22 protein-coding genes and 1 pseudogene are annotated in these 25,259 nt (G+C 54.5%); 6 read left to right on the top strand and 17 right to left on the bottom strand.

Annotation, left to right across the window (positions count from 1 at the left end):
* Positions 1-186 precede the first annotated feature (186 nt).
* On the top strand, positions 187-1,344 hold the full coding sequence (gene ampH / locus JBO43_RS12290) for a D-alanyl-D-alanine-carboxypeptidase/endopeptidase AmpH (protein ID WP_103947647.1): 1,158 nt from the start codon (positions 187-189) through the stop codon (positions 1,342-1,344).
* 5 nt (positions 1,345-1,349) lie between these two features.
* Here the strand turns inward: ampH and JBO43_RS12285 are convergent, their stop codons facing one another.
* Together JBO43_RS12285 and JBO43_RS12280 are read right to left on the bottom strand one after the other, a co-directional pair.
* Positions 1,350-1,976: a helix-turn-helix domain-containing protein gene (locus tag JBO43_RS12285; RefSeq protein ID WP_095280938.1), complete on the bottom strand. Its 627-nt coding sequence runs from the start codon at positions 1,974-1,976 to the stop codon at positions 1,350-1,352.
* A 95-nt stretch (positions 1,977-2,071) separates the two neighbouring features.
* Positions 2,072-4,894 (bottom strand): annotated as a pseudogene (locus JBO43_RS12280) (autotransporter outer membrane beta-barrel domain-containing protein).
* A 476-nt stretch (positions 4,895-5,370) separates the two neighbouring features.
* Between JBO43_RS12280 and hemB the strand changes: the two are divergent.
* Complete coding sequence (hemB, locus tag JBO43_RS12275) at positions 5,371-6,345, top strand: porphobilinogen synthase (protein WP_095280937.1); 975 nt, start codon at positions 5,371-5,373, stop codon at positions 6,343-6,345.
* A gap of 131 nt (positions 6,346-6,476) precedes the next feature.
* Positions 6,477-8,180 carry a bifunctional ornithine lipid synthase OlsF gene (locus JBO43_RS12270; RefSeq protein ID WP_095280936.1) on the top strand — a complete coding sequence of 568 codons (1,704 nt, stop codon included), beginning with the start codon at positions 6,477-6,479 and terminating at the stop codon, positions 8,178-8,180.
* 101 nt (positions 8,181-8,281) lie between these two features.
* Here the strand turns inward: JBO43_RS12270 and tauD are convergent, their stop codons facing one another.
* From tauD to JBO43_RS12195, 15 genes are all read right to left on the bottom strand, one after another.
* Positions 8,282-9,133, bottom strand: coding sequence for a taurine dioxygenase (tauD, locus tag JBO43_RS12265; protein ID WP_202674420.1), 852 nt, complete (start codon positions 9,131-9,133; stop codon positions 8,282-8,284).
* A complete protein-coding gene (gene tauC, locus JBO43_RS12260) occupies positions 9,130-9,957 on the bottom strand; it encodes a taurine ABC transporter permease TauC (protein ID WP_095280934.1) in 828 nt (275 codons plus the stop codon). Before tauC ends, tauD begins: the two co-directional genes overlap by 4 nt.
* The gene (gene tauB / locus JBO43_RS12255) at positions 9,954-10,721 is read right to left on the bottom strand and encodes a taurine ABC transporter ATP-binding subunit (protein ID WP_095280933.1); all 768 of its coding nucleotides are present in this window, start codon (positions 10,719-10,721) and stop codon (positions 9,954-9,956) included. Before tauB ends, tauC begins: the two co-directional genes overlap by 4 nt.
* A gap of 12 nt (positions 10,722-10,733) precedes the next feature.
* Positions 10,734-11,696, bottom strand: coding sequence for a taurine ABC transporter substrate-binding protein (tauA, locus tag JBO43_RS12250; RefSeq protein ID WP_202674419.1), 963 nt, complete (start codon positions 11,694-11,696; stop codon positions 10,734-10,736).
* Between the two features lie 141 nt (positions 11,697-11,837).
* Positions 11,838-12,428: a helix-turn-helix domain-containing protein gene (locus tag JBO43_RS12245; RefSeq protein WP_202674418.1), complete on the bottom strand. Its 591-nt coding sequence runs from the start codon at positions 12,426-12,428 to the stop codon at positions 11,838-11,840.
* A gap of 113 nt (positions 12,429-12,541) precedes the next feature.
* The gene (locus JBO43_RS12240; RefSeq protein WP_331251895.1) at positions 12,542-12,997 is read right to left on the bottom strand and encodes a hypothetical protein; all 456 of its coding nucleotides are present in this window, start codon (positions 12,995-12,997) and stop codon (positions 12,542-12,544) included.
* On the bottom strand, positions 12,990-13,727 hold the full coding sequence (locus JBO43_RS12235) for a winged helix-turn-helix domain-containing protein (protein ID WP_202674416.1): 738 nt from the start codon (positions 13,725-13,727) through the stop codon (positions 12,990-12,992). The genes JBO43_RS12240 and JBO43_RS12235 overlap by 8 nt, the downstream gene beginning before the upstream one ends.
* A 145-nt stretch (positions 13,728-13,872) precedes the next feature.
* Positions 13,873-14,646, bottom strand: coding sequence for an EAL domain-containing protein (locus JBO43_RS12230; RefSeq protein WP_202674415.1), 774 nt, complete (start codon positions 14,644-14,646; stop codon positions 13,873-13,875).
* Positions 14,646-15,512 carry an MrpH family fimbial adhesin gene (locus JBO43_RS12225; protein ID WP_202674414.1) on the bottom strand — a complete coding sequence of 289 codons (867 nt, stop codon included), beginning with the start codon at positions 15,510-15,512 and terminating at the stop codon, positions 14,646-14,648. The genes JBO43_RS12230 and JBO43_RS12225 overlap by 1 nt, the downstream gene beginning before the upstream one ends.
* 13 nt (positions 15,513-15,525) lie before the next feature.
* Positions 15,526-16,008, bottom strand: coding sequence for a fimbrial protein (locus JBO43_RS12220; protein ID WP_103947656.1), 483 nt, complete (start codon positions 16,006-16,008; stop codon positions 15,526-15,528).
* A complete protein-coding gene (locus JBO43_RS12215) occupies positions 16,001-16,585 on the bottom strand; it encodes a fimbrial protein (RefSeq protein WP_103947657.1) in 585 nt (194 codons plus the stop codon). Before JBO43_RS12215 ends, JBO43_RS12220 begins: the two co-directional genes overlap by 8 nt.
* A gap of 19 nt (positions 16,586-16,604) precedes the next feature.
* On the bottom strand, positions 16,605-17,360 hold the full coding sequence (locus tag JBO43_RS12210) for a fimbria/pilus periplasmic chaperone (protein WP_202674413.1): 756 nt from the start codon (positions 17,358-17,360) through the stop codon (positions 16,605-16,607).
* 29 nt (positions 17,361-17,389) lie between these two features.
* Positions 17,390-19,876: an outer membrane usher protein gene (locus tag JBO43_RS12205; RefSeq protein ID WP_202674412.1), complete on the bottom strand. Its 2,487-nt coding sequence runs from the start codon at positions 19,874-19,876 to the stop codon at positions 17,390-17,392.
* 1 nt (position 19,877) lies between these two features.
* Complete coding sequence (locus tag JBO43_RS12200) at positions 19,878-20,432, bottom strand: fimbrial protein (RefSeq protein WP_095280923.1); 555 nt, start codon at positions 20,430-20,432, stop codon at positions 19,878-19,880.
* An 89-nt stretch (positions 20,433-20,521) separates the two neighbouring features.
* The gene (locus JBO43_RS12195) at positions 20,522-21,037 is read right to left on the bottom strand and encodes a fimbrial protein (protein WP_095280922.1); all 516 of its coding nucleotides are present in this window, start codon (positions 21,035-21,037) and stop codon (positions 20,522-20,524) included.
* A 662-nt stretch (positions 21,038-21,699) separates the two neighbouring features.
* Between JBO43_RS12195 and JBO43_RS12190 the strand changes: the two genes are divergently transcribed.
* The 3 genes from JBO43_RS12190 to uhpC are packed head-to-tail and all read left to right on the top strand — an operon-like array spanning position 21,700 to position 25,257.
* On the top strand, positions 21,700-22,329 hold the full coding sequence (locus JBO43_RS12190; protein WP_095280921.1) for a response regulator transcription factor: 630 nt from the start codon (positions 21,700-21,702) through the stop codon (positions 22,327-22,329).
* Positions 22,329-23,870: an MASE1 domain-containing sensor histidine kinase gene (locus JBO43_RS12185; RefSeq protein ID WP_202674411.1), complete on the top strand. Its 1,542-nt coding sequence runs from the start codon at positions 22,329-22,331 to the stop codon at positions 23,868-23,870. The genes JBO43_RS12190 and JBO43_RS12185 overlap by 1 nt, the downstream gene beginning before the upstream one ends.
* Positions 23,871-23,913: 43 nt before the next feature.
* Entirely contained in the window at positions 23,914-25,257 is a 1,344-nt protein-coding gene (uhpC, locus tag JBO43_RS12180; protein ID WP_255411607.1) for an MFS transporter family glucose-6-phosphate receptor UhpC, read from the top strand.
* The last annotated feature ends 2 nt before the right edge of the window (positions 25,258-25,259 follow it).

Below are 25,259 nucleotides of genomic sequence, written 5' to 3'. Positions count from 1 at the left end.
AATTGATTCGCAAGTCCTATCATAAGCCCGATGTCACAAAACAGGAGACAGATTGCAACGAAATTGTTCTTATTTACCCGTGGTTACGTTTTTCCCGCTATCGTTATGCAATTCGGCCCATTGCACCGCGTCGTTTAGTAGTATAAATACGCATTACTTCCTCATTCACTTCATGGATGCTTTTCGTTGAAACGTTGTCTGCTTTCTTTCGCCGCGCTGTGTGCGGTGAGCATATCCACTGTTCAGGCTGCCCAGCCGCTGACAGCACCCGCTTTCGCTTCCGATATTGCCGATCGCTACGCCAATCTTATTTACTACGGCAGCGGCGCTACGGGGATGGCGCTGGTTGTTATTGATGGTAATCAGCGCGTATTTCGCAGTTTTGGTGAAACGCGTCCAGGCAGCAATGTCCACCCACAGCTAGATTCGGTTATCCGTATTGCGTCTTTGACCAAACTGATGACCAGCGAAATGCTGGTGAAGCTGCTCGATCAAGGTGTGGTGAAACTCAACGATCCATTAAGCAAATACGCACCACCGGGTTCACGGGTTCCGTCTTATCAGGGGACACCCATTAGTCTGGTGAATCTGGCAACACATACCAGTGCCCTGCCGCGTGAGCAGCCGGGAGGAGCGGCGCATCGTCCTGTTTTCGTCTGGCCGACGCGTGAGCAGCGCTGGAACTACCTGACAACTGCGACGCTGAAAACGGCGCCAGGTGCTCAGGCTGCCTATTCCAACCTTGCGTTTGATCTGCTGGCCGATGCGCTGGCGACAGCCTCAGGAAAACCATACACCCAGCTGTTTGAAGAGCAAATTACGCGGCCACTGGGAATGAAAGACACCACCTTTACGCCATCACCCGATCAGTGCAAACGATTGATGGTCGCGGAGAAAGGGGCCAGTCCGTGTAATAACACGCTCGCGGCTATTGGCAGCGGAGGCGTCTACTCCACGCCAGGCGACATGATGCGCTGGATGCAGCAGTTCCTCTCGTCAGATTTCTATGCGCGTAGCAATCAGGCTGATCGTATGCAGACCCTGATTTATAAACGCAGTCAACTTCATCGCGTCATTGGAATGGATGTTCCTGGGAAAGCTGATGCACTCGGCATGGGCTGGGTCTATATGGCTCCCAAAGATGGACGACCGGGTATCATTCAGAAAACAGGCGGTGGTGGGGGATTCATCACCTATATGGCGATGATCCCGCAATCGAATGTGGGGGCCTTTGTGGTCGTGACCCGTTCGCCAAACACCCGTTTTATCAATATGAGTGATGGGATCAATAATTTGGTCACCGAATTGAGCGGAAATAAAGCTCAGGTTGTTCCCGCGTCCTGACCGATTTAGTATTCAGCGGGCAAACGGTTGATACTGACCAGTTTGCCCCTGTTCATATTAATATAATTTCCCTGACGTAATGCAGACAGAACTTCCGCGACAACAGAACGTGAAATACGTGTACTTCGCTGAATATGATTCATGACGCCAATTTTTGAGCGCAGTGTTTCATCCCATTCAGCCATATCCATTAGCATTGCGCGAATCTGGCTGTATGAATTATTGCCAACTAATTGCATATCACGTCGGGCTAATATTCTGTTGATCCAGGAAAGCCAACAAAATGCGTCCTGCCAAAGATAAGAGTTTTGAATAAGCTGACGCGCAGTGGCAGCCGGAAGATAAAAACCGGTGCTGTTTGCTTGCGCTACCATCGTATATTTCTGCTGATTTTCCATCATCCCTGCCGTCAGACCTAAGATGAAAGGCGTTGTGACGATGCCAATAAGCAGGTCATCTGACTGACGGTGAATTTCAACTATTCCTGTTTGTATTACAAAGGTGTGATGCTCTTTCTCAAAACATTCGTGGTAAATAATTTGCTGTGCAGAGGCTTTAAAGGGTGTACTTTCGGCTTTCAGGCATTGTTCGAGCCGTTTAAATTCACAAAGGGGTTTCGCATCCGGATTCATTCAGACCTCAAGCTATCCGTACTTATCGGTTCTGTTTCATTTTTATCGTTATAGTTTTAAAAAGCGGGGAGAACACTCTCCCCGCAATTCAGGCATTACCAGGTATATTTCACGCCCAGATTTGCTCCCCAGTTTTGGTCAACATCACCGCCACCGAGATAGTTAGCTTCCGTATAAGTGCTGAAGTTTTTGGTGAAGCTGAACTGAGTGCCAAGGCCTACGCGAACAGCAGAACCTTTCACACCATTGTCGATGCTGTCACCGTTGACATCTGCATCGTTGCTGGAGTCGTCATAAACATATGCCAGCGTGAAGTGCGGAGTCAGGGCCTGATCGCCACCGTAGTTGAAGGTGTAACCTGCATCAATACCCGTTTCATAACGCATGCTGTCGTATGACTGACCATCCATGCGCATGTCGTTGCTGAGCTGGTAATCGTCGCCAGACTGGAACAGACCTGATACAGCAGCGTACGGTGTGACGTAGCCAGAAGTATTTGGTTTCCAGTCATAACCCAGTTTCAGACCAAAGCCCCAGGCGTCAGACGTGGTGTTACCGTCTACATACTGGCCATTGCTCATGGTGGCGGACAGATCGTTGTTAAAGCGGGTGTAGCTCAGGGAACCATCGACAAAGACATCGTTAGCAAAATATGCGGATGAGTAGATCATCGCCGTCTGGCTATCCTGATCAACCTGACCAGAGTGATCGCTCACGTCGCCTTTTGCGAAGCCTGCCGCACCACCGAGGATCCATTTAGCGTTGTTACCGTCAATCTGCGTATCCAGACCGACCATCACGCCGTTAACATCCTAATCGTAATTGATTTCGCCGTTATCACCGTCGAAGTTGCCACCGAAGTAGCTCACCCAGGCGCCACCTTTATCTGCCAGGCCATGACGACCGTTGGTCAGACGGGTGCCAACGGCATCCTGCTCCAGGTTCCAGATATTGGTGTTGGCAGACGGAATGCTCAACGCCATATTGGCGTAGTCAGTCAGCTCTTCCTGATGCAGAACCACGGTGTCGCCCTGCTGCTGCGCTTTATAGGTATAAGCGCCCAGATCGGCTTTGTTGGCTGCGGTGAAGGTGGCCTGTGTACCGGCATCGTTGTCATAAACGCGAATGACTTCATTGCCTTTATAATCAGCAACCGAACCTGCGCCTGTTGCGTTGTCGATACGCACTTTGTAGTTACCTGCGACTTCGCCGTTCACCGCCAGGTGACCGTCGGAGTTCAGCGCAACCACGCCATAGTCATAATCGGCCAGGTTCTTATCGTTGGTGACATAGCGAGCGTTGTTCAGGTCAGAGTTCAGCACGTAATCACGGCTGGCGACATTCAGCACACCGCCATCTGTCAGCACCATGCTGTGTGTATCAACCTGACCCAGACCCAATGCCAGCTCAGCACCGTTATCCACGGTGATGGTGTTGGCATAGAGTTCAGCTGTCTCTTCGGTCAGCCCAGCGCGGCTGTAGCTGTCCAGATAGAGGCTGTCTGTTGCTACGCCACCACTGTCACCGATGTTCAGCGAAGAACCATTAGTCAGCGTGATGCTATCAGCAAGAAGACCTGAGTTTTCAACGTTAACCTGCGACTGGTTATTTACCGCCAGCGTGTCAATATTAGAAACTTTACGCGTATCCCACTCAGAAGCATTATCCAGGGTCACATTGAACAGGCCGCTCTGATAAACGGCTTCGCCAGCGACATGGGCATTGGCATCGAAGGTCGAATCCGGCCAGATACTGTTCGGGGAGAGAGTGGTCCAGTCTACGTCGGTATAACCCTGGCCGTACATTTGTGCGGTGCCGATAGCCTCAACGCTTGACTGTGCTGCCCCCACCCACTTGCTGCCGTTGGTTAAGGTGACATCCAGTTTATCGGTACCATCCCAGCCGTTGGTAGTTGGGTTATAGATGCCGTCGTCAGTGGTATCAGTTTGCGGATCGCCGTTTTCGTAGAAGTTATTATCGAAAGTACTCTTGAACAGAATATCGCCGGTGACGGTTGAATGATCAAACGTCGCAGTGGTCTGCATCGCGTTGTCAAAGCGGTTTGATGGTTCTGCGAAAGTGCCTGATACAATAGTATCGGAGAGAGTGCCTGATGTAACAATTAACGCCGCATCATCCTCCTCAGTGGCGTTAGTTTCGCCGTAGTCACTCGGTTTCGCACTTTGACCGTAGAAACCGTTGGTTCCCAGATCGCTGTATGCACCAGAAGTCAGCACCGAATCTTTCACCACCAGCGTATCGGTAAAGACGTGGCTGTTATTGGCAACACCTTCGATGCCATCATACGGTGTATTATCAACCTGCTGATAACCCTGCGTCAGCGTAATACCGGCGACGTGGGAGTTATTCTGGATAACGATGTCGGATTCTTCATCCAGTGTGATCGCGTTACCCAGTCCATAGGTGTCCAGGTAATGCGTTTCTGTTTTATCGCCATCAACCACGTCATAAGCATAATGCTCATAAGTATCATTGATAGTAGAATTATCTACCGTCAGGCTGAATCGGTCGTATTGCGAATGCGCCGTACCATCTTCATCCGTGCCATCGGCGCATTCCGTGGTCATGCACTTCGAGGTAATCATTCCATTGATGGTGCTATTAGAAATGCTTAAAGCATTCGCACGACCATTGATACCATCATCAAGATAGTAAGTAGAAATAACACCATTAACTGTTGATTTATTGATGACGGGATAAATGTCGCCATCATGCGTGGCATCCGAAGTGCCCCAGTCTGCATAGCCATAATACCAGGGTGTGGTGGCCGTATTATCATAACCAAAAGTATTATATGTCGTACCGGATACATCTTTAGCATTAGCCTGAGAAGCGATAGCCAGTGTGCACGCTAATGCAATTTGAGATACAGCGAGTTTCTTTTTCCATGTTTGCATTGAGTCATCCCTCCTCAGGGACGTAAACAAGTTTGTCCGTAAAACGCAAGTGCAACAAAATTTATTGCGGAGCGAATTATGCAGTGTCACTTCCAAAAGGTTCAATGAATGATTCGATTAAGTCCGTATCCAGACAATTAACAAAAAAACGCCATGCAAAAATAAACCTAAAATGGCAACGCATTATAAATACAGCGAATTAATTAAGGTAAATAATATCTTAAATGACAAATTAATGACTAATGCAATACGTCAGAAAAATGCCATCAAAGGAAATAAGAAGCACCATGAATAAATTAACCACGAAGAAACAATTCGCCAGAAAATAAACATCCCGCCTTTTATATGACTTAACTGGCAACACTCTACGGCACATTAATCACAACGTCCGGTAACAAAACGACCACTTTCGTAAAACAGCCAGCGGTCATTTCAGGTACACTACTCTGCATTGTTCTCCAGACATCAGGCATCCCATGACCGATTTAATTGCACGTCCCCGTCGCCTGCGCAAATCCCCTGCGCTACGCGCTATGTTTGAAGAGACAACACTCAGCTTAAACGATCTGGTGTTGCCGATTTTCGTTGAAGAAGAGATCGATGATTACAAAGCCATCGACGCCATGCCGGGCGTGATGCGCATTCCGGAAAAGCATCTGGCGCGTGAGATTGAACGCATCGCCAACGCCGGTATCCGCTCAGTGATGACCTTTGGGATCTCGCACCATACGGATGCCACCGGCAGCGACGCTCTGAAAGAAAACGGTCTTGTTGCGCGCATGTCCCGCATCTGCAAAGAGACCGTGCCGGAAATGATCGTCATGTCCGACACCTGTTTCTGCGAATACACTTCTCACGGCCATTGCGGCGTGCTGTGCGACCACGGTGTCGATAACGACGCCACCCTGATCAACCTCGGCAAACAGGCAGTGGTTGCCGCCGCAGCCGGAGCTGATTTCATTGCGCCATCGGCAGCGATGGACGGACAAGTGCAGGCGATACGCCAGGCGCTGGACGCGGCAGGTTTCAGCGACACCGCCATCATGTCCTACTCCACCAAATTTGCCTCTTCGTTCTACGGCCCGTTCCGTGAAGCCGCCGGAACCGCGCTGAAAGGCGATCGTAAAACCTATCAGATGAATCCGCTTAATCGCCGCGAAGCGATCCGTGAATCTCTGCTGGATGAAGCCCAGGGCGCAGATTGCCTGATGGTGAAACCTGCCGGGGCGTATCTCGATATCCTGCGCGACATCCGCGAACGTACCGAGCTGCCGCTGGGTGCCTACCAGGTGAGCGGTGAATACGCGATGATCAAATTCGCCGCCCAGGCAGGTGCAATTGATGAAGAAAAAGTGATCCTCGAAAGCCTGGGCGCAATCAAACGCGCCGGTGCGGATCTGATCTTCAGCTACTTCGCGCTGGATCTGGCCGAGAAGAAAATCCTGCGTTAATTCTCCGTTGTGCCGGGTGGCGGCTTCGCCTTACCCGGCCTACGTTCCCGCCTCATTAAACTTCACCAAACTGCAATACAAACGACATCTGGCACTTCTACTGTCTGGGCAAGACGACAGGAGAAACCAGCATGTTCAGTCTCGATAGCGTTCTTGACGATCTTTGGCCTCAGGCGAGGCCCGCGCCCTGGCAAAAAAGCCTGTTAAAAAGGCTGTTTTACGAACAAGAGTTCCAGCAGTTCGCAGCAAAACACCGCCACCTGAAAGGAATTGATATGGTGGAGCAAGTTCTGGAACATTTGGATATTCTCTGCACGACCTCCGCGCACGACCTCGAACAAATCCCCGAACACGGCCCGCTGATCATTATCGCTAATCACCCCACCGGCACACTTGATGGCCTGGCGTTGCTGTATGCCATCTCCCGCGTTCGTCGCGATGTGAAAGTGGTCACCAACCGGATGCTAACGCACCTCGAACCACTCAGCTCGCTGTTTATTCCGGTAGATAATATGGGCGGCAAAACGGCGAAATCGTCGTTGGTGATGATGGAAAACCAACTGCAAAATGCGGGTGTGCTGATCTTCTTCCCGGCGGGCGAAGTCTCACGTCCGACGCGCAAAGGGATTCGCGATAAAAAGTGGCACTCAGGTTTTATCAAATTAGCCAGCAAGCTGCGCGTGCCGCTGCTGCCGGTCCATATTCAGGCGCATAACAGCCTGCTGTTTTACGCCAGCACGCTGGTATCACCGACGCTCTCAATGCTGCTGTTAATGCAACAGATGTTCCGTCGTCGCCACAGCACCTTGCCGATCAAAATCGGCCAGCAGATTGCCTGGAGTCAGTGGTTTAGCGCCCCCCTTTCGTCGCGTGACATGGCCGAGCAGTGTCGCCAGCACGTGATGCGTCTTGGTAAGGGATTACCTGGCATGTTCAAAACACAGTGCGCGATTGCCCGCCCGGAAGACAGGGCCACGCTGAAACGTGAACTGTCGCAGGCCGAATGTCTCGGCAAGACCGCCGATGGTAAAGGGATTTATCTGTGGCAGCGCAACGGGCAAGAAGACGCACCATTGCTGCGCGAACTCGGACGCTTACGTGAAATCGCCTTTCGCGCGGTGGACGAGGGAAGCGGCAAACGCCGCGACACCGATGGTTATGACGATGACTATCTGCATCTGATTCTGTGGGACGAAGAGGATCTCGAGATCGTCGGTGCATACCGCTTTATGCCGACCGCCCGGCAGATAGAACAGCGCGGACTGGACGGTTTGTACAGCTATAGCCTGTTCCATTACGACGACAACATGCAGGACGTGCTGGAGCATGGCATCGAACTGGGCCGCAGCTTTATTCAGCCGCGCTACTGGGGCCGTCGGGGTCTGGATTATCTATGGTCCGGGATTGGGGCCTATCTGGCGCGGTATCCGCAATATCGCTATCTGTTTGGCCCGGTCTCGATTTCCGGCGGGCTGCCTCCCGACGCGCGGGATCTGCTGGTGGCCTTTTACCGCCTGTGGTTCCCCGCCAGTCATCCTCTGGCCGCCTCGCGTCAGCCGTATCCGGCATCGTTGCCCGATGTCCTGGCACAGTTTGGCGGCGTGGATTACGTCGAAGATCTGACAAAATTGAAATCGCTGCTCGGCAATTTGGGCTGCGGCATTCCTCCGCTCTATAAACAGTATTCCGAACTGTGTGAACCGGGCGGCGTACAATTTATCGATTTCGGCAGCGACCCGGCGTTCAACAACTGCGTGGATGGGCTGGTGCTGGTGGATTTATGCTATCTCAAAGCGAACCGGTATCAGCGGTATATAGAGGTACATTTGCGGTGATTTTTCGCCCGATGGCGGAGGTAAAAGCAAAACGGGCATCTCTGATGACCGTTTTTTGTGTTTTCTCCCTCTCCCTGTGGGAGAGGGCCGGGGTGAGGGCATCAGGCCGCACGATAAAACGGCTTATCCCCCAGTATCGTCGCCCGCTGCATAATCCGGCGCTGCGGCAGATAATCCGCATTAGCGTAATGCTGCGTCACGCGGTTATCCCAGATCGCCAGATCGTTTTGCTGCCAGCGCCAGCGCACCTGGAACTCCGGTTTCGTCACATGAGCAAACAAGAATCCTAACAGCGCCTCGCTCTCTTTCTCCGTCAGATCCACAATGCGCGTGGTAAACCCTTCGTTCACAAACAACGCCTGCTTGCCCGTCACCGGATGGGTGCGCACCACCGGATGCAGCAGCGGCGGGTGTTTCGCCACCGCCTCCTGCCAACGCCGATGCTCTTCTTCGCTTTTGCTGTACTTATATTCCTGGAACGATTTCTTGAAATCGTGCTCCGCCTGCAAACCGCTCAGCAACTGCTTAAGCGGGGCCGACAGCGCTTCGTACGCGGCAATCCCACTGGTCCACAAGGTATCGCCCCCAGTTTCCGGCAGCAGTTTAGCCGCCAGAATTGCGCCTGCGGGCGGCGTCTCGATAAAGGTCACGTCGGTGTGCCAGTTATCGTTATCCGGCGGATTATCGTTATGGGTATCCAGCACGATAATCTCCTCCACCCCTTCGGCATGCGGATAGACCGGGTGAATATGTAAGTCGCCAAAACGCAGCGCCAGAGCGCGTTGCTGCTGCGGCGTCACCGCCTGCTCGCGTAAAAACACCACCTGATGGCGCAGCACCGCATGATACAGCTGCTCGAACTGGTTATCACTCAGCGGACGCGTCACGTCGAGGCCAGAAATCTGCGCGCCAATGTACGGTCCCAGCGGGGTAATGGTCAGACGTTCACTCATTGTATTTCTCCATGCCAGGGCGTCAGGCGGCGCTGTAACGCACGCAGCCCCAGTTCTAAACTAAAGGCAATCACGGCGATCACCGCGATCCCTGCCAGCACCACATCTGTCGCCAGAAACTCGCCTGCCGACTGCACCATAAAGCCAAGCCCTCGCGTGGCGGCAATCAGCTCTGCCGCCACCAGGGTTGACCAACCCACGCCTAAACCAATGCGCAAACCGGTTAAAATCTCCGGCAGCGCGCCGGGTAAAATAACAAACCACAGCACCTGCGCGCGGCTGGCTCCCAGCGACTGCGCCGCGCGGATCCGTACCTGCTGCGCACTCTTCACCCCAGCCAGGGCCGACATGGCGACAGGGGCAAAAATCGCCAGATAGATCAGCAGGATCTTCGAGGTCTCGCCTATCCCAAACCAGATAACCATCAGCGGCAGATAGGCCAGCGGCGGTACTGGTCGATACAGCTCAATCAGCGGATCGAGGATCCCACGCACCGTCGGGCTGAGTCCCATCGCAATCCCTACCGGGATGCCGATAATCACCGCCGCCAGCAGCGCCACCAGAATGCGTCCCAGGCTCGCCGCCAGATGCTGCCATAAAGTCGCATCCATAAAGCCCTGCGGCCCGGCGATGGAGATCAGTTTCGTCAGCACCAGCCCAGGACCTGGCAGAAACAGCGGGCTGACCCACTGCTGCGCCGCGACGACCCACCAGATCGCCAGCAGCACCAGCAACGTGCCTGCGCTCAGCGTGATCTGACGGGAAAATGGCCAGCGGAAGGTGAAGCGTTTTCCGGCCCGTTTTTCGCTAAAGACGATGCTCATGAGAACGCCTCCCGCTGCTCAAACACACGGCTCAGCACGTATTCGCGTTGAGCGATAAACTGCGGATCGGATTTGATGCTGCGCACCGGCTCTCCCGCGACAAAGCGACGGGCAAAGTCCAGCGGCAGACGTTCCAGCACCCGGCCCGGCCCCGGAGAAAGCAGCACCAGTTCGGTCGCCATAAACACCGCTTCTTCGATGTCATGGGTAATCAGCAGCACCTGCTTGCCGGTCTCGTGCCACAGGCGCAGGAGCAGGGTTTGCATCTGTTCACGGGTAAAGGCATCGAGTGCGCCAAAAGGCTCGTCCAACAGCAACAGCTGCGGATTCGCCGCCAGCGCTCGAGCAATACCCACTCGCTGACGCTGCCCGCCGGAAAGCTGCCAGATGAAGCGCTTTTCCGCCCCTTCAAGCCCGACTTTTTTCAACATCTGGCGTGCCGTTTCCAGGCGCTGCGCGCGCTCAATACCCGCCAGTTGCAGACCGAAAGCCACGTTCTCCTGCACGTTGCGCCAGGGCAGTAATCCTTCGCTCTGGAAGACCACGCCGCGCTCAGCGCCGGGGCCTTCCACCCGTTTTCCTTCCAGGTGAATGGTGCCGTGCTGATACGGAACAAACCCGGCGATCAGATTAAGCAGTGTGGTTTTCCCGCAGCCGGATGGCCCAAGCACCACCAGCAGCTCACCGCTATCCAGCGTCAGATTGATATCATCCAGCGCGGGCTTCCCGCCGTAGCTGGCGGACAGGTTTGTAATTTGCAGCATCACGGCCTCCGGTTACTTCACAAAACGATCGGTCACGAACTGGCTGTAATCCGCCGCCACCGCAGGCACTTTGCCCTGCTCTTTCAGGAACCCGGCGGTATCGACAATCGCTTTATTCACCGGGCCTGAAAGCTGCTGCACCTGTTGCGCAGGGGTCAGGTAGGTATTGCCTTTCACCAGCCCCGGAACATCTGATTCAGGAACGCCACTCAGGCGCGAGAGTTTTTCCAGATTCGCCGGCTGTTTCAGCCATTGGTCCGGATTTTCGATATACGGCTGTTGGGCATCGATGGCGCTTTTGGCGAAGGCTTTCACCACCTCAGGATGCTTCTCGGCGAAGTCCTTGCGAACCACCCACACATCCAGCGTCGGCGCACCCCACTGACCCACTTTTTCCGAGTCGGTCAGCACGGTGCCATCTTTTTCCAGTTCGTTTACTGCCGGGGCCCAGACGTAGGCTCCATCAATATCGCCGCGCTGCCAGGCGGCGATAATCGCCGGTGGCTGCAGGTTCAGAATCTGCACCTGACCGGGTTTGATGCCCCAGTGTTTCAGGGCCGCCAGCAGGCTGTAGTGGGTGGTTGAGATAAACGGCACCGCGATGCGCTTGCCGATCAGATCTTCAGGTTTGGTGATGTTTTTCTTCACCACCAGCGCTTCGGAGTTCCCGAGCTGTGAGGCGAGAAGGAACACTTCAATCGGCACCTGCTGGCTGGCGGCAACGGCCAGAGGGCTTGAGCCGAGATTGCCGATTTGCACGTCGCCAGACGCTAACGCCCGCACGATGCTCGCGCCGCTGTCGAACTTACGCCAGTCAACTTTTGCCCCGCTCTCTTTGGCAAAGGTGTTGTCCGCCTGCGCGACTTTCGCCGGTTCAGCGGAGGTTTGATACGCGACGGTCACATCGACCGCCTGCGCCTGAAATGCCCACAGCGCCAGAGCGCCGAGTAAGGTAATACGCGATGAAATTGCCATAGTGTCTGCTCCCCTCTCATTGTTATGGGAGCAGTATTTCTGGCACCGGAATTTTGATAAAGGAATAAAAAAGAATCTGTCATTCCAAACAGTTTTTAGATAAAGAAATGCAAAGCAAAGTGAAAAAACAGATAACCCGATTCATCCGCGCAGCCAGGTGACAGGCAGAAGGTATTGCCGGTTAAGCAGATCGTGGCGAAACACATACAGGCAAACCGTATAGAAATTTTTAGCATTTAATCTCTGGCACATTTTGTCGCGTAATTTATAGACCTGTTTATAGGAGCAACACAACCGTTCGGAGATCTCCTCAACGTCTATATCCGCCAGTAAGCTCCTGATTAACGTCGTCTCTCGCTCATTGATTTCAACATAAATTTTCCGCTGCCATTTATCGGCAGAAAACGTTTCAAGCTCGTTCAAAATGTCGCAGGCAATCTGTTCACCGGGGGATTTCATGTCGACAGCGTTATGTCGTCTTTGCATCGGTGATATCTGACAGGTTTCGCTCTCCATTTTCAGGACCAGCGCTTTGGTTTTATCGAACAGAGCGGATAACCATGAATAGACATCTTCGAGATAACGTAGAGAAACCCGGCTATCTATTAACACTAAACATTCGCTAGAATGTTCTTTTGAATAAATAATCTCCTGCAAATGACGAACCGGCAGGAATTGCTTTATTCCATCGTACAAATAGTTATCTTTTGTTATTAAAACCATTGAAGACATTCGATTACACCATCAAGCTTAAATCATTCAGAAAAAGGCACAGGAGAACGCTGGCCCTTGATATTCACAGGGCCAGGACAGGCAATTATCAATGAAAACTAAGAGACACTGCGTTATTCAGTTTTAGCGCATACCAATACGGTTCGCCGTAAATCGCTAATACTCCAGATTTCGTTGTGTAATTCCCTAACTTTAAAGAAAAACACTTTTTGTGCCGAGGTCAGTTTTTGTGACAGGAATTCAGGCAAGGTTTCTCCACTGTTTTTATCAATTCCTTCGCGCTGGAATTCGACAAAGGCGTGGTTACTGTCGTCGGAATATCGTAGCCGCACATAGCGATCGACGATATAGCGTTTATCACCGTAATTCACCACTCCATACTCGGTAATATAGCTGCGGGCATCCGGGACAAAATGAACCACGAGATGAATTCTGGCATCCAGTTTTTCCTCGTTACTGTCCATCGTAAGATGGATATCGGCGGTACAATCGAGATCGCTTTTGCTCTTCGGTACGTAGAGCAGCGCTGCCACAAACAAAATAATTAGCGCCGCAACAAGACTAATCACCTTTAGTCGTGATGTAGTTTTTACATTCACCCAGAGCCCCTTTCTCATCCAGCGTGCATTTTGCGACAATGATTTCAAGAAGGTCCGTTTTTTCATGGAGCTTACTGTCATCGTAATAGATATTATGTGGGGTCGCGCATTTCTGTAATAACCTCTCGCCTTTACCTTCCGCGAAATAGCGTTCGACACGATTCACATTGACGTTATTGAAATAGTATATTTTGCATGCATTCACTTGTTTATAAAAAATGACCTCTTCGCGCTTAGAAAAAAAATTGAGATACAGCGCGACCACGACGGCAATAATCATCATCAGGGTTGCGCCAGCGCCTATCAGCCAGCTCTTATTGACACCCGGCTCCTTATCTGGCTGAGAAATGGCTTGCATCACCATATAGTCTCTGGATTTCTCATTAAATTGCAGATCGTCAAGCATCAATACAAATCCCTGTTTGGGGATAGTTTTCAGCACATCGTGGATGCCGAACTCTGAAAAAATCTTACGCAATATGCTGACATTATTGTTCAGGCTATTGCTCGAGGGCGTCAATCCAAAATCTCCCCACACCTTCTGCAAGAGATCCTCTCGCGTCATGAGCTTATTATTATTCTCCAGAAGGACCAGTAAAAGCCGACACGCCGGATTGGAAAGCAAATGCTGATCTTTATCATCCGAAATCGTCCTCTCCGCCACTTTGAAAGAGACCTTTTTGTTTATTATAAAATGCATAGCACTGTCACCAGCTCCAATATTAATCCACACTTTTTATGGCGATAATGCCAATGACCATTTTAGCGTATATGAATAAGGGTGACAAAACGCCAGGAAATTAACCAAACTAATAAACCACATTCTTCCGATGGTAATATTCAATTCAGGCCGCAAGGTATTGTTGTAATTGCGTTTTACTTAGTGCATTTGAAAATAGATAACCCTGTTGGATCTGAATTCCCATTTCACAAAGTGCCTGAGACTGGCACGCTGTTTCAACGCCTTCAGCGATGACATCCATTTTTTGCGATTGGGCCAGCCCGGCAATCAGAGAAATAATCGACGCGGAACGCGCGCCTGATGATAATCCCTCGACAAATAAACGGTCGATTTTTAATCCATCGACATTAAATTGCTCAATGCAATTCAGGTTTGCACAGCCGGTGCCAAAATCATCAAAATAGACAGCAACATCCGCCAGCTGTAATTTCAGAATCGTTCCTGCCACTTCAGGTGTATTCGCCAGGGGCTGCGATTCGGTCACTTCCACCACCAGGCGATATTTTTCCAGCGGCAGAGCGGCAAGAAACGAGAGCGTATCGAAAACAAAACCGGGCTTTTCAATTTGTGACGGGCTGGCGTTAAAAGAGAGATGCAATCCGTCCGGCAGCAGCGCATCCAGTTCATTAATATCTTCGGCCACCTGGCGCAGCAAATGCTGGGTCATTTCTGGCATCAGCCCCTGCTCTTCAAACGCGGCAATGAGATCGACGGGGGTTGAATCCACATCAGCCAGCGCCCAGCGCATCAGCACTTCCAGCCCGAACAGCGATTGCGTTCCGGCGTCAATCACCGGTTGATAATAGGGAACGATCTCTCCCATCATCAGGGCGCAGTAGAGATCGACACTGCTTAAAGACGATTCAGGATTTTTCATTATTCCACCGTGATCAGCATAATCGTTGAGCCCGAAAACTCACCCGCTTCCGGCGTGCCATTGGTACGCAGTACCGACTTCACAACCACGTTATCCTGGGCTTCAACATCCAGGGTAAAGCCCGACGTCCCTAGCACATTGCCGTTCATATAGAGTTCAGAATAGAGACTGCCGTCGTCGCGCAGTTCCACTTTGTCGGCGGAGTAGATGTAGAGTTTCAGCGTTTGCGAAGTCGTGCAGCTGATGCTCACATTTTCGCTGGCTTCATGCCCTTCCAGCTCCTTGCGACTCAGCGTGCCGTGATCGAGGGTCAGCACGTCCTGGTCGAAATCACAGGAGCCGCTCGGCGCAGGGGCTGCACCGCAAATACTGCCGGGCATGAGCGGGTAGCCCTCAAATGTCGTCGAGTTCACCTCCGAAGAGTTGCTGCCGAGGTTTTTTCCGGCGGCATAAAAGAACCCGACGCACTCTTCGGTGGCGACCGTACTTCCGCTGTGGCGCGTGGTGGAGGAATAAGGCATCGGGAAGATGGCTTTCATCTCTTTGCCGAGGTCTCCCAGCGTCTCCGCCGTCAATAAAAATGGATAGACACCCGCCCCCCATGAACGGTGCGTACGCGGGCCAGACGTCCCGGCGGCGTTGTGCCGGTGACCGACAAAAATCGTGCATGCCGTTAAGCCGTAGCAGGGGTTGGGGGTGGAATCTTCCTCATCCCAGTCGGCAAGGGTAAAGCTGTAGTCGTAGCAATAGATCGCGGTGCTTGAGCAGGTCGCAAGACTGTCAATCCAGGTCCAGATCGACGCGGACGCAGCCTGGCTAAAGGCCAGCCCTCCCAGCAACATAATGGCGTACAGCAATCGTTTCATCAGAATGTGTCCCTTACTGGTACTGAATTTTCAGCGTGGCGGAGGCGGTAAAGACCCCGGTTTCCACCTCGGTCGCGTCATCTTTCATGGGGGCAGCCTGCAGCACCGGCACTTCCGGCCAGGTGAACGGCATCCAGGTGTTGAGCGGCATCGACTCGCCGTTCATGTACAGCTTGATGCCCAACCCTTCCCGGTCGGTAGCGAGATAATCATCGCTGAACGAGGTGGCGGTACCTTCAAACTGCATCTCCAGATCGTTGGAGGTCAGATCCTCGCAGGCCAGCGAATAGTCGATGTTCTGCATAAAATGCTCGCCGTCGATCTGCTTCGACTGCAGGTTATTGCCGAAATCCACGTGAATGGTCTCGCCGTTGTTGATCTCGCAGACCCCTTCCACGATCACCCCCGTCACGTTCACCGTCAGGGCGGCAAAACAGACGGGTGTCAGCAAGAGCGCAGATGTGCCTGAAAGCAGGCGAAGAAAAAAACTAGTCATAGTTAAGCCTGAAGTGGATCAGCGCATGCCACGCGCCCGCCACCAGCGGGGCAGCGGTACGTTCCGGCGCGATGTAGTAGAAAAGTGTGTTGCCGCCCGGCTCGAGCAGCAGCGGCTGCCCTTCGCTTCCCAGACGCACATCACGGTGATAGCGATCGGTCAGGCGCAGCGCCACGCCGCTCGTCCCGGAAACTTTTACCAGGCCCGGATTCAACACCTCACCCGGTGCTACAAAACTGACGGTGACGGAGGGCTGATCGCGGCTCCAGAGCAGATCGCCGCTCCAGGCATCGCGAATCGTCGCGGGCGACGGAAGGCAATCTTCCAGGCGGATCGCGACGCGTACCGGCGTGCCCTGGTCGCCCGGTTTTTTCAGCTCACCGGTGGCGGTGGTGCCCATGTCGATCTCCTGCCACGCCGAGTCCATCGCCAGCCGACAGGCGCTCTCAGTCAATGCGCCATAAACCTGCAGCAGCCCGTACTCGCCGTCCACCAGCGCCACGTCATCGGCGGCGGCGGGTCCTGCGGCGAGCAGCAGCGCCAGCGCGCCCCCGTTTTTCCAGTCTCTGAATTTCATTCAGCCCTCCCTAAATCGCTTACTTTTTCTTTTCCTGCGGGACGGCTTTGCACGCGTTGCCCCCGCAGCTAAAGACCAGCTTCGCTCGTCCACCAAAGTCGTTCACATAGGTCAGGACCGGCGAACCGCCCAGTGCCGATGCGGCAGGCGCGAGAACCAGCTGCCCTTTCGGTTCGACCATCACCGGCTTAAATCCGGCCGCGGCTTTGCCGGTCAGCGTCGACGACGCATTCACCAGCGAGATGTAATATGGCGTCGGATTGGTGATGCGGTACTTGTCCCCTTCGCGCGTCAGGGTCAGCTGTTCCTGGAACGGCGTGGCGTAATCCGTGCGCTTCACTTCGAGGGCCGACGGGCGATAGAACAGCTTGATGCGCGTCTGGAGCGCCAGCTGCAGGGTGTTTGGTTTGGTGCTTTTCGGCGGGATCTCGCGCAGGTTGAAGTAGAATAGCGACTCCCGGTCCTGCGGCAGACGCTGGATCGCGGCGGTGGATTGCACCTTGATCTGGCTCTGCTCGCCCGGCTCGATGCGCTGAACCGGCGGGAGCAACACCAGCGGATCGGTGATCTTCTTGCCCTGAGGATCTTCCACCCAGCCCTGCGCCAGATACGGCAGGGTTTTGTTTTCGTTGGTGATCCGCAGGCTGACGGATTTCGCCGCGCCGTCGAAAATCACCCGGGTACGGTCCAGCGCCACGGCGGCGTTGGCCTGGTGCGCAACAGCGCTAAACGCCAGCGCGATGCCCGCCAGGGCATGCAATCGTACATTCGTCATCTCAAAGCTCATCTCTTATTCGGGCCGGTTCATTCCGGCGCACAGGTTAAAAGCAGGTTATCCAGTACCTGCGGAAGGACAGGTGGCAGGTTCACCACGCAGCGGGCTTTGCCGTCCCATTTCACGGTCATTGTTCCATTGGCCTGGATGCCGCTCAGCCAGACGCTCCCTTCGTCGTTCACGACGCCGGTTTCCTGATTTTTGTCATTCACGACGGAGGCGCCAAACGGCGGGAAACTGCCGTCGGCTTTACGGATAAACGCCATCGCTTTGCCCCCGGCGATCACGTCAAACTGGCGGTAGCCGATGGCCCCTTCGGTAAGCGTGGCCTGAGAAACGGAGCGGGTGACGTCGGCGTTCTCGTCCAGTTTGTCGACGTCGATGCGGATCGGGTTGCGGTAGTAGCTGTTCACATCGGCAATCACCGCCTTGCCGAAGCGGTTGGTTTTGACCGATGCGCCAAAGCCTTTCACCGGCACACCGCTGACGCCTGCGGTATCGACCAGCACCCGGCTCCCGCCGCGCGCATTGGAGCGATGCGCCGCCCCGCCTTCCGTGGTCATGGTCAGACCGCCGTTGAGGGTCATCCCCAGGGCGCTGTAGCTACCGGCCTGATAGCTGGCGTTGGCCTGCACCTGGGTGCTGTCGCCCTGCCAGGTGTAGTAGCCGTAGCCCGTTGGCCCGCTGCGCGACAGTCCGCTGCTCACCTGGAAGCTGTTGTGCTCATCCAGACGACCGTAATAGCTGACGCGATGGGTGTTATCCGTGCGGTTGATGGTCGCGCCGTAGCTCAGGGAGGTGCCGTTGCCAATCGGCAGTGAAATCGACACATACGCCCCGTCGTCCTTCAGGGAGTAGTACTCGCTGCGATACACCGACAGGGAGAGGCTCATGTTTTTGAACGGCCCGACATCGAGGTAACGCGACATCGAAAGCGTCAGGCGATCGTTGTCGGCGCTGTTCCAGTAGGTCTGATGGCTGTAGTTCAGATAGGTGCTCAGCCCCAGCTCGCGAAAGCGCTTGTTGAAAGAGAGCGTGTATTTCTCTTTCGGGCTGTGGGACGCCCCGCTGCCGTAGCGCGCGTCGAGATATTCCGACATGCTCATAAAGTCGCGCTCGGAGAAGCGGTACCCCGCGAAGGTCACCTGGCTGTCGTATTCGTCGAAAGTTTTGGAGTAGCTGACCCGATAAGAGGTGCCGGAGAGCGTGCCGTCAGACGGGAGCGAGGCGCGCGACTGGGTGATATCCGCCGCCACGGCGCCCAGCAGATAGAGGTCACGCCCAATCCCCATCGACAGGGCGTTGTAGTCCCCGCCGATAACCGTGCCGCCGTACAGCGTCCAGCCGTTGGCGATCCCCCAGGAGGCTTCTCCGGAGGTAAACAGCGGCCCGGTCATGCTGTGCTCCCACTCGGAGGGTTTACCCGCCGCAAGCTTGTAGCGCACCGCACCGGGACGCGTCAGATAAGGCACCGACGCCGTCGTCACCTGAAAGGTCTGCACGCTGCCGTCCAGCTCATCCACGCGCACGTCCAGGGTGCCGGAGACCGCGTCATTCAGCTCCTGAATGCGAAACGGCCCCGCCGCCACCTGGGTTTCGTACAGCACGCGCCCCTGCTGGCTGATGGTCACTTTCCCGCCGGAGCGGGCGATGCCCGTCACTTCCGGGGCGTAGCCGCGCAGGCTCGGCGGAAGCATGCTGAGATCCGAGTTCAGACTGACGCCGCTAAAGCGGAAAGTGTCGAAAATGTCCGAGCTCAGGTAGTCCTCGCCCACGGTCAGCTTGGCTTTTAGCGACGGGATGGCGCGATAGAGGTAGTAGCGGCTAAAGCTGAAATCTTTGTCGGTATTGCCGTTGCGTTTGTCCCAGTTGGTCTGCCAGTCGGCGCGAGCGCGCCACGGCCCCAGATTCGCTCCGAACACGCCGGTTCCGCTGAGGCTCTGGCTGTCGGACGAATTGACCGCGTGCTGGGTCTGCACGTTGAGGTTGTAGTCGGCAATCACCCCAGGAATCCCCTCATCCCAGCGCGACGGCGGGTCCCAGTTCGGGGCGGTGAATTCGAGGTAGGCCTGCGGGATCGCCAGATAGAGGGTATCTTTTGCCAGATCGACGCGCATCTCCAGCCCCTCGAGGCTGGCTTTATCCAGACACTGACCGTCACGAAGCCAACGTAAATCCCGCATAGTGCTGGCTTTCAGCGTCAGGCGTGAAACCAGTTCAGGAGAGAGGCAGATCAGGCTGTCCTGGCCATTTTCACCGACCGGATAAACGACGATTTGCTCTTCTTTCAGGCTTTCCTTGTTCACCATAATGGTGAAGGTGTAGTCGCCTGGCATCACGTAGCCGCGACGCGAAAAATGGCTGAGGTCGATGTTGTCCTTATCCTGAGTATCCAGCACATCGGTGTTGAACTGGATCTCGTCATCGGCCCAGGACGCTGAAACCGGCAGCAGCATTCCCAGAATGAGCAAACTGAGGGTCGAGCGTCTGAATCGTGGCGGAGTCTGTTTATTCATCTCAGTAATAATCCATTCTGAAGCGAATCAGCGACTGATACGTCCCTGATTTCAGCGGCTGGCCGTCGCTTACCATCTGCAGCGCATAGTGAAGATCGATATTTCCCCGGGTGACCTCTTTCGCCGGAAGCGCCACGCCGGGCACAGCAAGATTTCCGTCGGTATCGCGAATGGTGAGTTCAATGCCCTCGGCTTCACCGCGAATGGCAAAACGTTCCGTTCCGGTCATGGGATCAAAGGTGATTTGGTAATACTCAGAGTCGAACTGGCTGTTCCCTGGTGAGGGCAGCATCAGGCAATTGATTAAACGAACGGTAAAATGACGCGTTGGGCCATAGCCTTTGGTGGCTATTTCGGCGACGGGGGTTTCTCCCATATCAATCGTCTGATCTCGGCTATCAAGATCAATGGCGCAGGGGGTATAAAGCACCTCCCCTTTAATGAATATTGCGCCGTCCCCCTGGTTTGCCGCCAGTAATGGCAGGCAATAACCAGACAGGAGAAAAAGGAAGATTTTCACGATCGGCGGTGTCGATGTAGATAATAAAAAATGCATCGCGATCCCTTTTCTCTTATTCGGTCAGAGTGGAATATCAGACGGCCCAAACAGGCCGCCTGAATAACATCGTGGAATAAGGTGAAACCTTATTCGTATGCCAGAGTCCAGTTCGTCACACCGGTGAAATCACCTTCAGTTGGCGCTTCGCCACCGATGATGTAGGCGGAGTACGCCAGGGTGTTGTCGCCGTTCTGAATGGTCTGGCCTACGGTCGCTTCACCCAGGGTGATGGCGTTGCTGTCGCCGTCGGTCATCACGATGCCCACGTCGGTTGCAGAGCCGGTCACGCCCAGTACCGCGCCGTCAACGCTGGAATCCGCGCCGGCAAAGGTGGTGGAGACGGTGCTGGCCGTATCAACAGAGCAGTTTTCCAGGTGGATGTAGAAAGGAACCGGCGTAGAGGTGCCGCCGTTTGCCACTGCGGAGCTGGAAACCTGGCCCAGGTCGATGGTCTGATCGTCATCGCCCGCCGCGACGGAGCATGGCGCGTCAATCACCGAGCCGGTGAAGGTCACCACGCCGCTACCTTGATCGGCCTGAGCGCCAAATGCAGTTAAACCTGAAGCCAATACCAGAGCAGAAAAAACGTTATTCAGTTTCATAAAAGTGGTCCTGTAATTTAAGGAAATGACACACAAATAAGATTTTTGATTAATGAATCTTGAGCAAAACTCTCCCGAGCCAGATAAATGCTCTGGCTTAATTTCCTCATCAATCAAAAAACCTCTAAACATATTCACCAGCAAGTTCAAACCTGATTGTGTATTTCGGCTTGCGCCTCGCTGATGCAATAAATAGTAACCCGTAATGACCGAAAAAAAAGGCGAAATAGCCCTTCCAGTCAATAACAAACAACTCCAACAAATAAGAGATTAAATTAGAATAATAAATACAGCAGAACCGAGAATTAGATTTTAATACTAACAAAACATGAAATAATAGGTTATTAAACCACAAGATAATGAATCCGCCGCGTCAGGCAGAGGTAAAATCACTATTCGCAGCAGTAATGCGTTACATCTCCTTCACCTGTTTTCACACGACGTCAATAAACAGACAAATTGATTCATATATTAACGTGCCTCGGTTTCCGCTCTCTGAAAAAGACGATACCCATGCCCTGCCCTGATATCGGCAGGGATATTGGCAAAGGTTTTTAATTTATTGCATTTTTGTTACACAGGTTACATAACCGCGTTCAGCTTATTGCCACGCCCGGCGCAACAGGCATCATGGATATCAACTTCGGTAAGAGAAATAAGCAATGATCAAAGTGGTGCTGGTGGATGACCATGTGGTGGTGCGGTCTGGTTTTGCGCAGCTATTAAATCTGGAGGACGACCTGGTGGTCGAAGGCCAGTACAGCAGCGCGGCCGACGCGTGGCCTGCATTAACACACAGCGATATTGACGTCGCGGTGCTGGATGTCGCCATGCCGGATGAAAACGGGCTGAGCCTGCTCAAGCGCCTGCGCCAGCAGCGCCCGACGTTTCGCGCCATCATTCTGAGCATCTATGACACGCCCGCGTTTGTGCAAAGCGCCCTCGACGCCGGAGCCAGCGGGTATCTCACCAAACGCTGCGGCCCGGAAGAGCTGGTGCAGGCGGTGCGTTCCGTCGGCATGGGCGGCCATTATCTGTGCGCCGATGCGGTCAAAGCTCTGCGCGGCGGCCAGCCGGTATCGAAAGTGCTCAATGTCCTCACCCCGCGCGAACGGGAAGTGTTCGACCTCTTAGTCAAAGGCGAAAGCGTCAAAGCCATCGCCTTTACCCTTGAGCTGAGCCATAAAACCGTTCACGTCCATCGCGCCAACGTGCTGGGGAAATTGCAGTGCAGCAGCACCATTGAGCTGGTGCATTTCGCGCTCGACAACCAGCTGCTGACGGGCCACTGATGCGGCGTTCCCTGCGGCACATTGTGCTGTCTCTGTTCATTATGCTGGCCTGGGGAACCGGCTGGCTGATGCTGTGGACGCTCAGTTTTTACCTCACCCACAACGGCCAGCAGGCGGTGCTTTTTCTGCCGCAGGGCGTTTATCTGGCGTTACTCATTCTTCTGTCGCGCCGCTTCTGGCCCGCGGTGGTGTTGCCTACGCTGGCCGCGATTCTGTGGCTGCACAGCGAACAACTGCTGACCAGCTATCTGATGCTGGCCGCGCCGCCGCTCGGGCTGATCTCCGCTTACGCCGTACAACGTTACTGGCACCGTTTCCCGCTTTACTGGCAGCGCCTGTCCCTGCTGATTGCGGCGGTGAGCGTCAACGCCCTGCTGCAAACGCTGGTCCTCGCGCCATTTCTGCAAAGCCCGGCCACGCTGCTCGGGCTGGCTTCGTTTACCGGCGGGGTCCTGCTGACGCCGTTTGTCTATCTGGTGTTTGAATTTTTACGCCAGCAGCACCGGTATCATCTGCTCGGGCTGGACACCACCAACCCGCCTCTGCGCACCTCGCTGATTATCTGGTGCAGCCTGTTTTTCATCATCGGTATCGGCACGCAAATGGTGCTCTCCCCCGCGCTGGAGCGGCTGCTGCTGATAGTGGTGTTCCTGCCAAACGTGGTGATGGCGTGGAAATTTGGCTGGCAGGGCGGCGTGCTCTCCGGGCTACTCGGCAGCATGATGATCACTATTGCCCGTCAGGTGGGCGTCGGGTTTTCCGATCTGCTGGAGCTGGAGATTTTCCTCGCCACCCAGTCGCTGCTGGGCATCGGGCTGGGGATTGCCATCAGCCGCCAGCAGCAATTAGCCCTGAATCTCGACCACTATCGCCGCAGGCTCGAAACAGAGCTACAGGCGCGGCGGGAGCTCACTGAAAAGCTGATCCACACCGAAGAGGACACCCGTAAACACCTGGCCCGCGAGCTGCACGACGAAATCGGCCAGAACATTACGGCGATTCAAATCCAGTCTCAGCTGGTGAAACGCGCGGGAGACACGGCGCTGGCAGTCGAAGCCGCCGGGCAGATCAACGAGCTGGCGCGGCGCATTCACCACTCCACTCGCCAGCTGTTGCGCCAGCTCCGCCCGCCGGTGCTGGATGAACTGTCGCTGAAAGAAGCATTGCACCATCTGGTGAATGAATTTGCCTTCCCCGAACGCGGCATCACCTGCTGTTTTGACTGGCAGCTGGACGCACCGCCGCAAAACGAAACCCTGGTCTTTACCCTCTATCGCCTGGTGCAGGAGCTGCTGAATAACGTCAGTAAACACGCGGATGCCAGCGAAGTGCGGATCGTACTGCGCCAGCAGAATCATCGTCTGATCCTCGACGTGTCGGACAACGGCAGCGGGATTCAGCCCGATAACACGCCCGGCTATGGCATTCAGGGAATGCGCGAGCGCGTCCACGCGCTTGGCGGCGAATTCACGCTGGAATCGCAGAGCGGCACCCGCGTAATTGTTAACCTGCCCACAATTTTGCAACAAACACCGCACTAACCAGGAAAAAGTCTTAGCCACTCCAGACTTTCTCTCATCCCTTTTGCCTTGCACTTTCTTACAGTCAGCTCAAACGGAGAACGCCATGCACGCACTGTCTGCTGAACAGATTTCTCAACGCTATCAGGCTTTGCGCCCACGCCTGTTGCTGTGCATGGCCGTCGGCTACGCGGCGTTTTACCTGACGCGAAAAAGCGTCAATTACATTCTGCCCGCGCTGCAAATGGATTTAGGGCTGAGCAAAAGCGACATCGGGCTTATCGGGTCGCTGTTTTATCTGAGCTACGGACTGTCGAAATTTGCCGCCGGACTGTGGCACGACCGCCACGGACAGCGGGCGTTTATGGGGATCGGCCTGCTGGCCACCGGCGTGCTGAACGTACTGTTCACCTTTAGTGATTCGTTTGGCCTGCTGCTGTTCATCTGGACGCTGAACGGATTCTTTCAGGGATGGGGCTGGCCGCCGTGCGCGCGCCTGCTCACCCACTGGTATTCGCGCAACGAGCGCGGCTTCTGGTGGGGATGCTGGAATACCTCCATCAACATCGGTGGGGCGATTATTCCGCTGATATGTGCGCTTGCCGCCCATCTTTGGGGCTGGCAGGCCGCGATGCTGACACCGGGGATTATCAGCATTGTGCTCGGCATTTGGCTGACCACACAACTGCGGGGGACACCGCAGGAAGAGGGTCTGCCAACGGTCGGGGAGTGGCGCAACGATCCGCTGGAGTTGCGCCAGGAGCAGCAAAGTCCGCCGATGGGTTTGTGGCAGATGTTACGCACCACCATGCTGCAAAACCCGATGATCTGGCTGCTCGGCGCGTCGTACGTGCTGGTGTATCTGATTCGCATTGCGCTGAACGACTGGGGCAACATCTGGCTGTCGGAAAGTCACGGCGTCAATCTGCTCAGCGCCAACGCGACGGTGATGCTGTTTGAGGTCGGCGGTTTGCTCGGCGCGCTGTTCGCCGGATGGGGTTCGGATTTGCTGTTCAGCGGGCAACGTGCGCCGATGATTTTGCTGTTCACGCTGGGCCTGATGGTCTCTGTCGCTGCCCTGTGGCTGGCGCCGGTTCACCACTACGCCCTGCTGGCGATGTGCTTTTTTGCGGTCGGATTTTTTGTCTTCGGCCCGCAAATGCTGATCGGTCTCGCCGCCGTCGAATGCGGACACAAGCAGGCGGCAGGTTCGATTACCGGTTTTCTCGGCGTCTTTGCCTATCTCGGGGCGTCGCTGGCCGGATGGCCGCTGTCACTGGTTATTGAACGTTACGGCTGGTCGGGGATGTTCAGTTTGCTCTCCATCGCCGCCGTACTGATGGGTTTATTACTGATGCCGCTGCTGATGTCGGGCATCACCGCTTCTCGCAGTCACATAACGTCTTAAAA

It is taken from the genome of Lelliottia jeotgali (assembly GCF_016771845.1).
In the GTDB taxonomy this organism is placed as follows: domain Bacteria; phylum Pseudomonadota; class Gammaproteobacteria; order Enterobacterales; family Enterobacteriaceae; genus Enterobacter; species Enterobacter jeotgali.
This window is presented reverse-complemented; position numbering and strand designations above follow the sequence as displayed.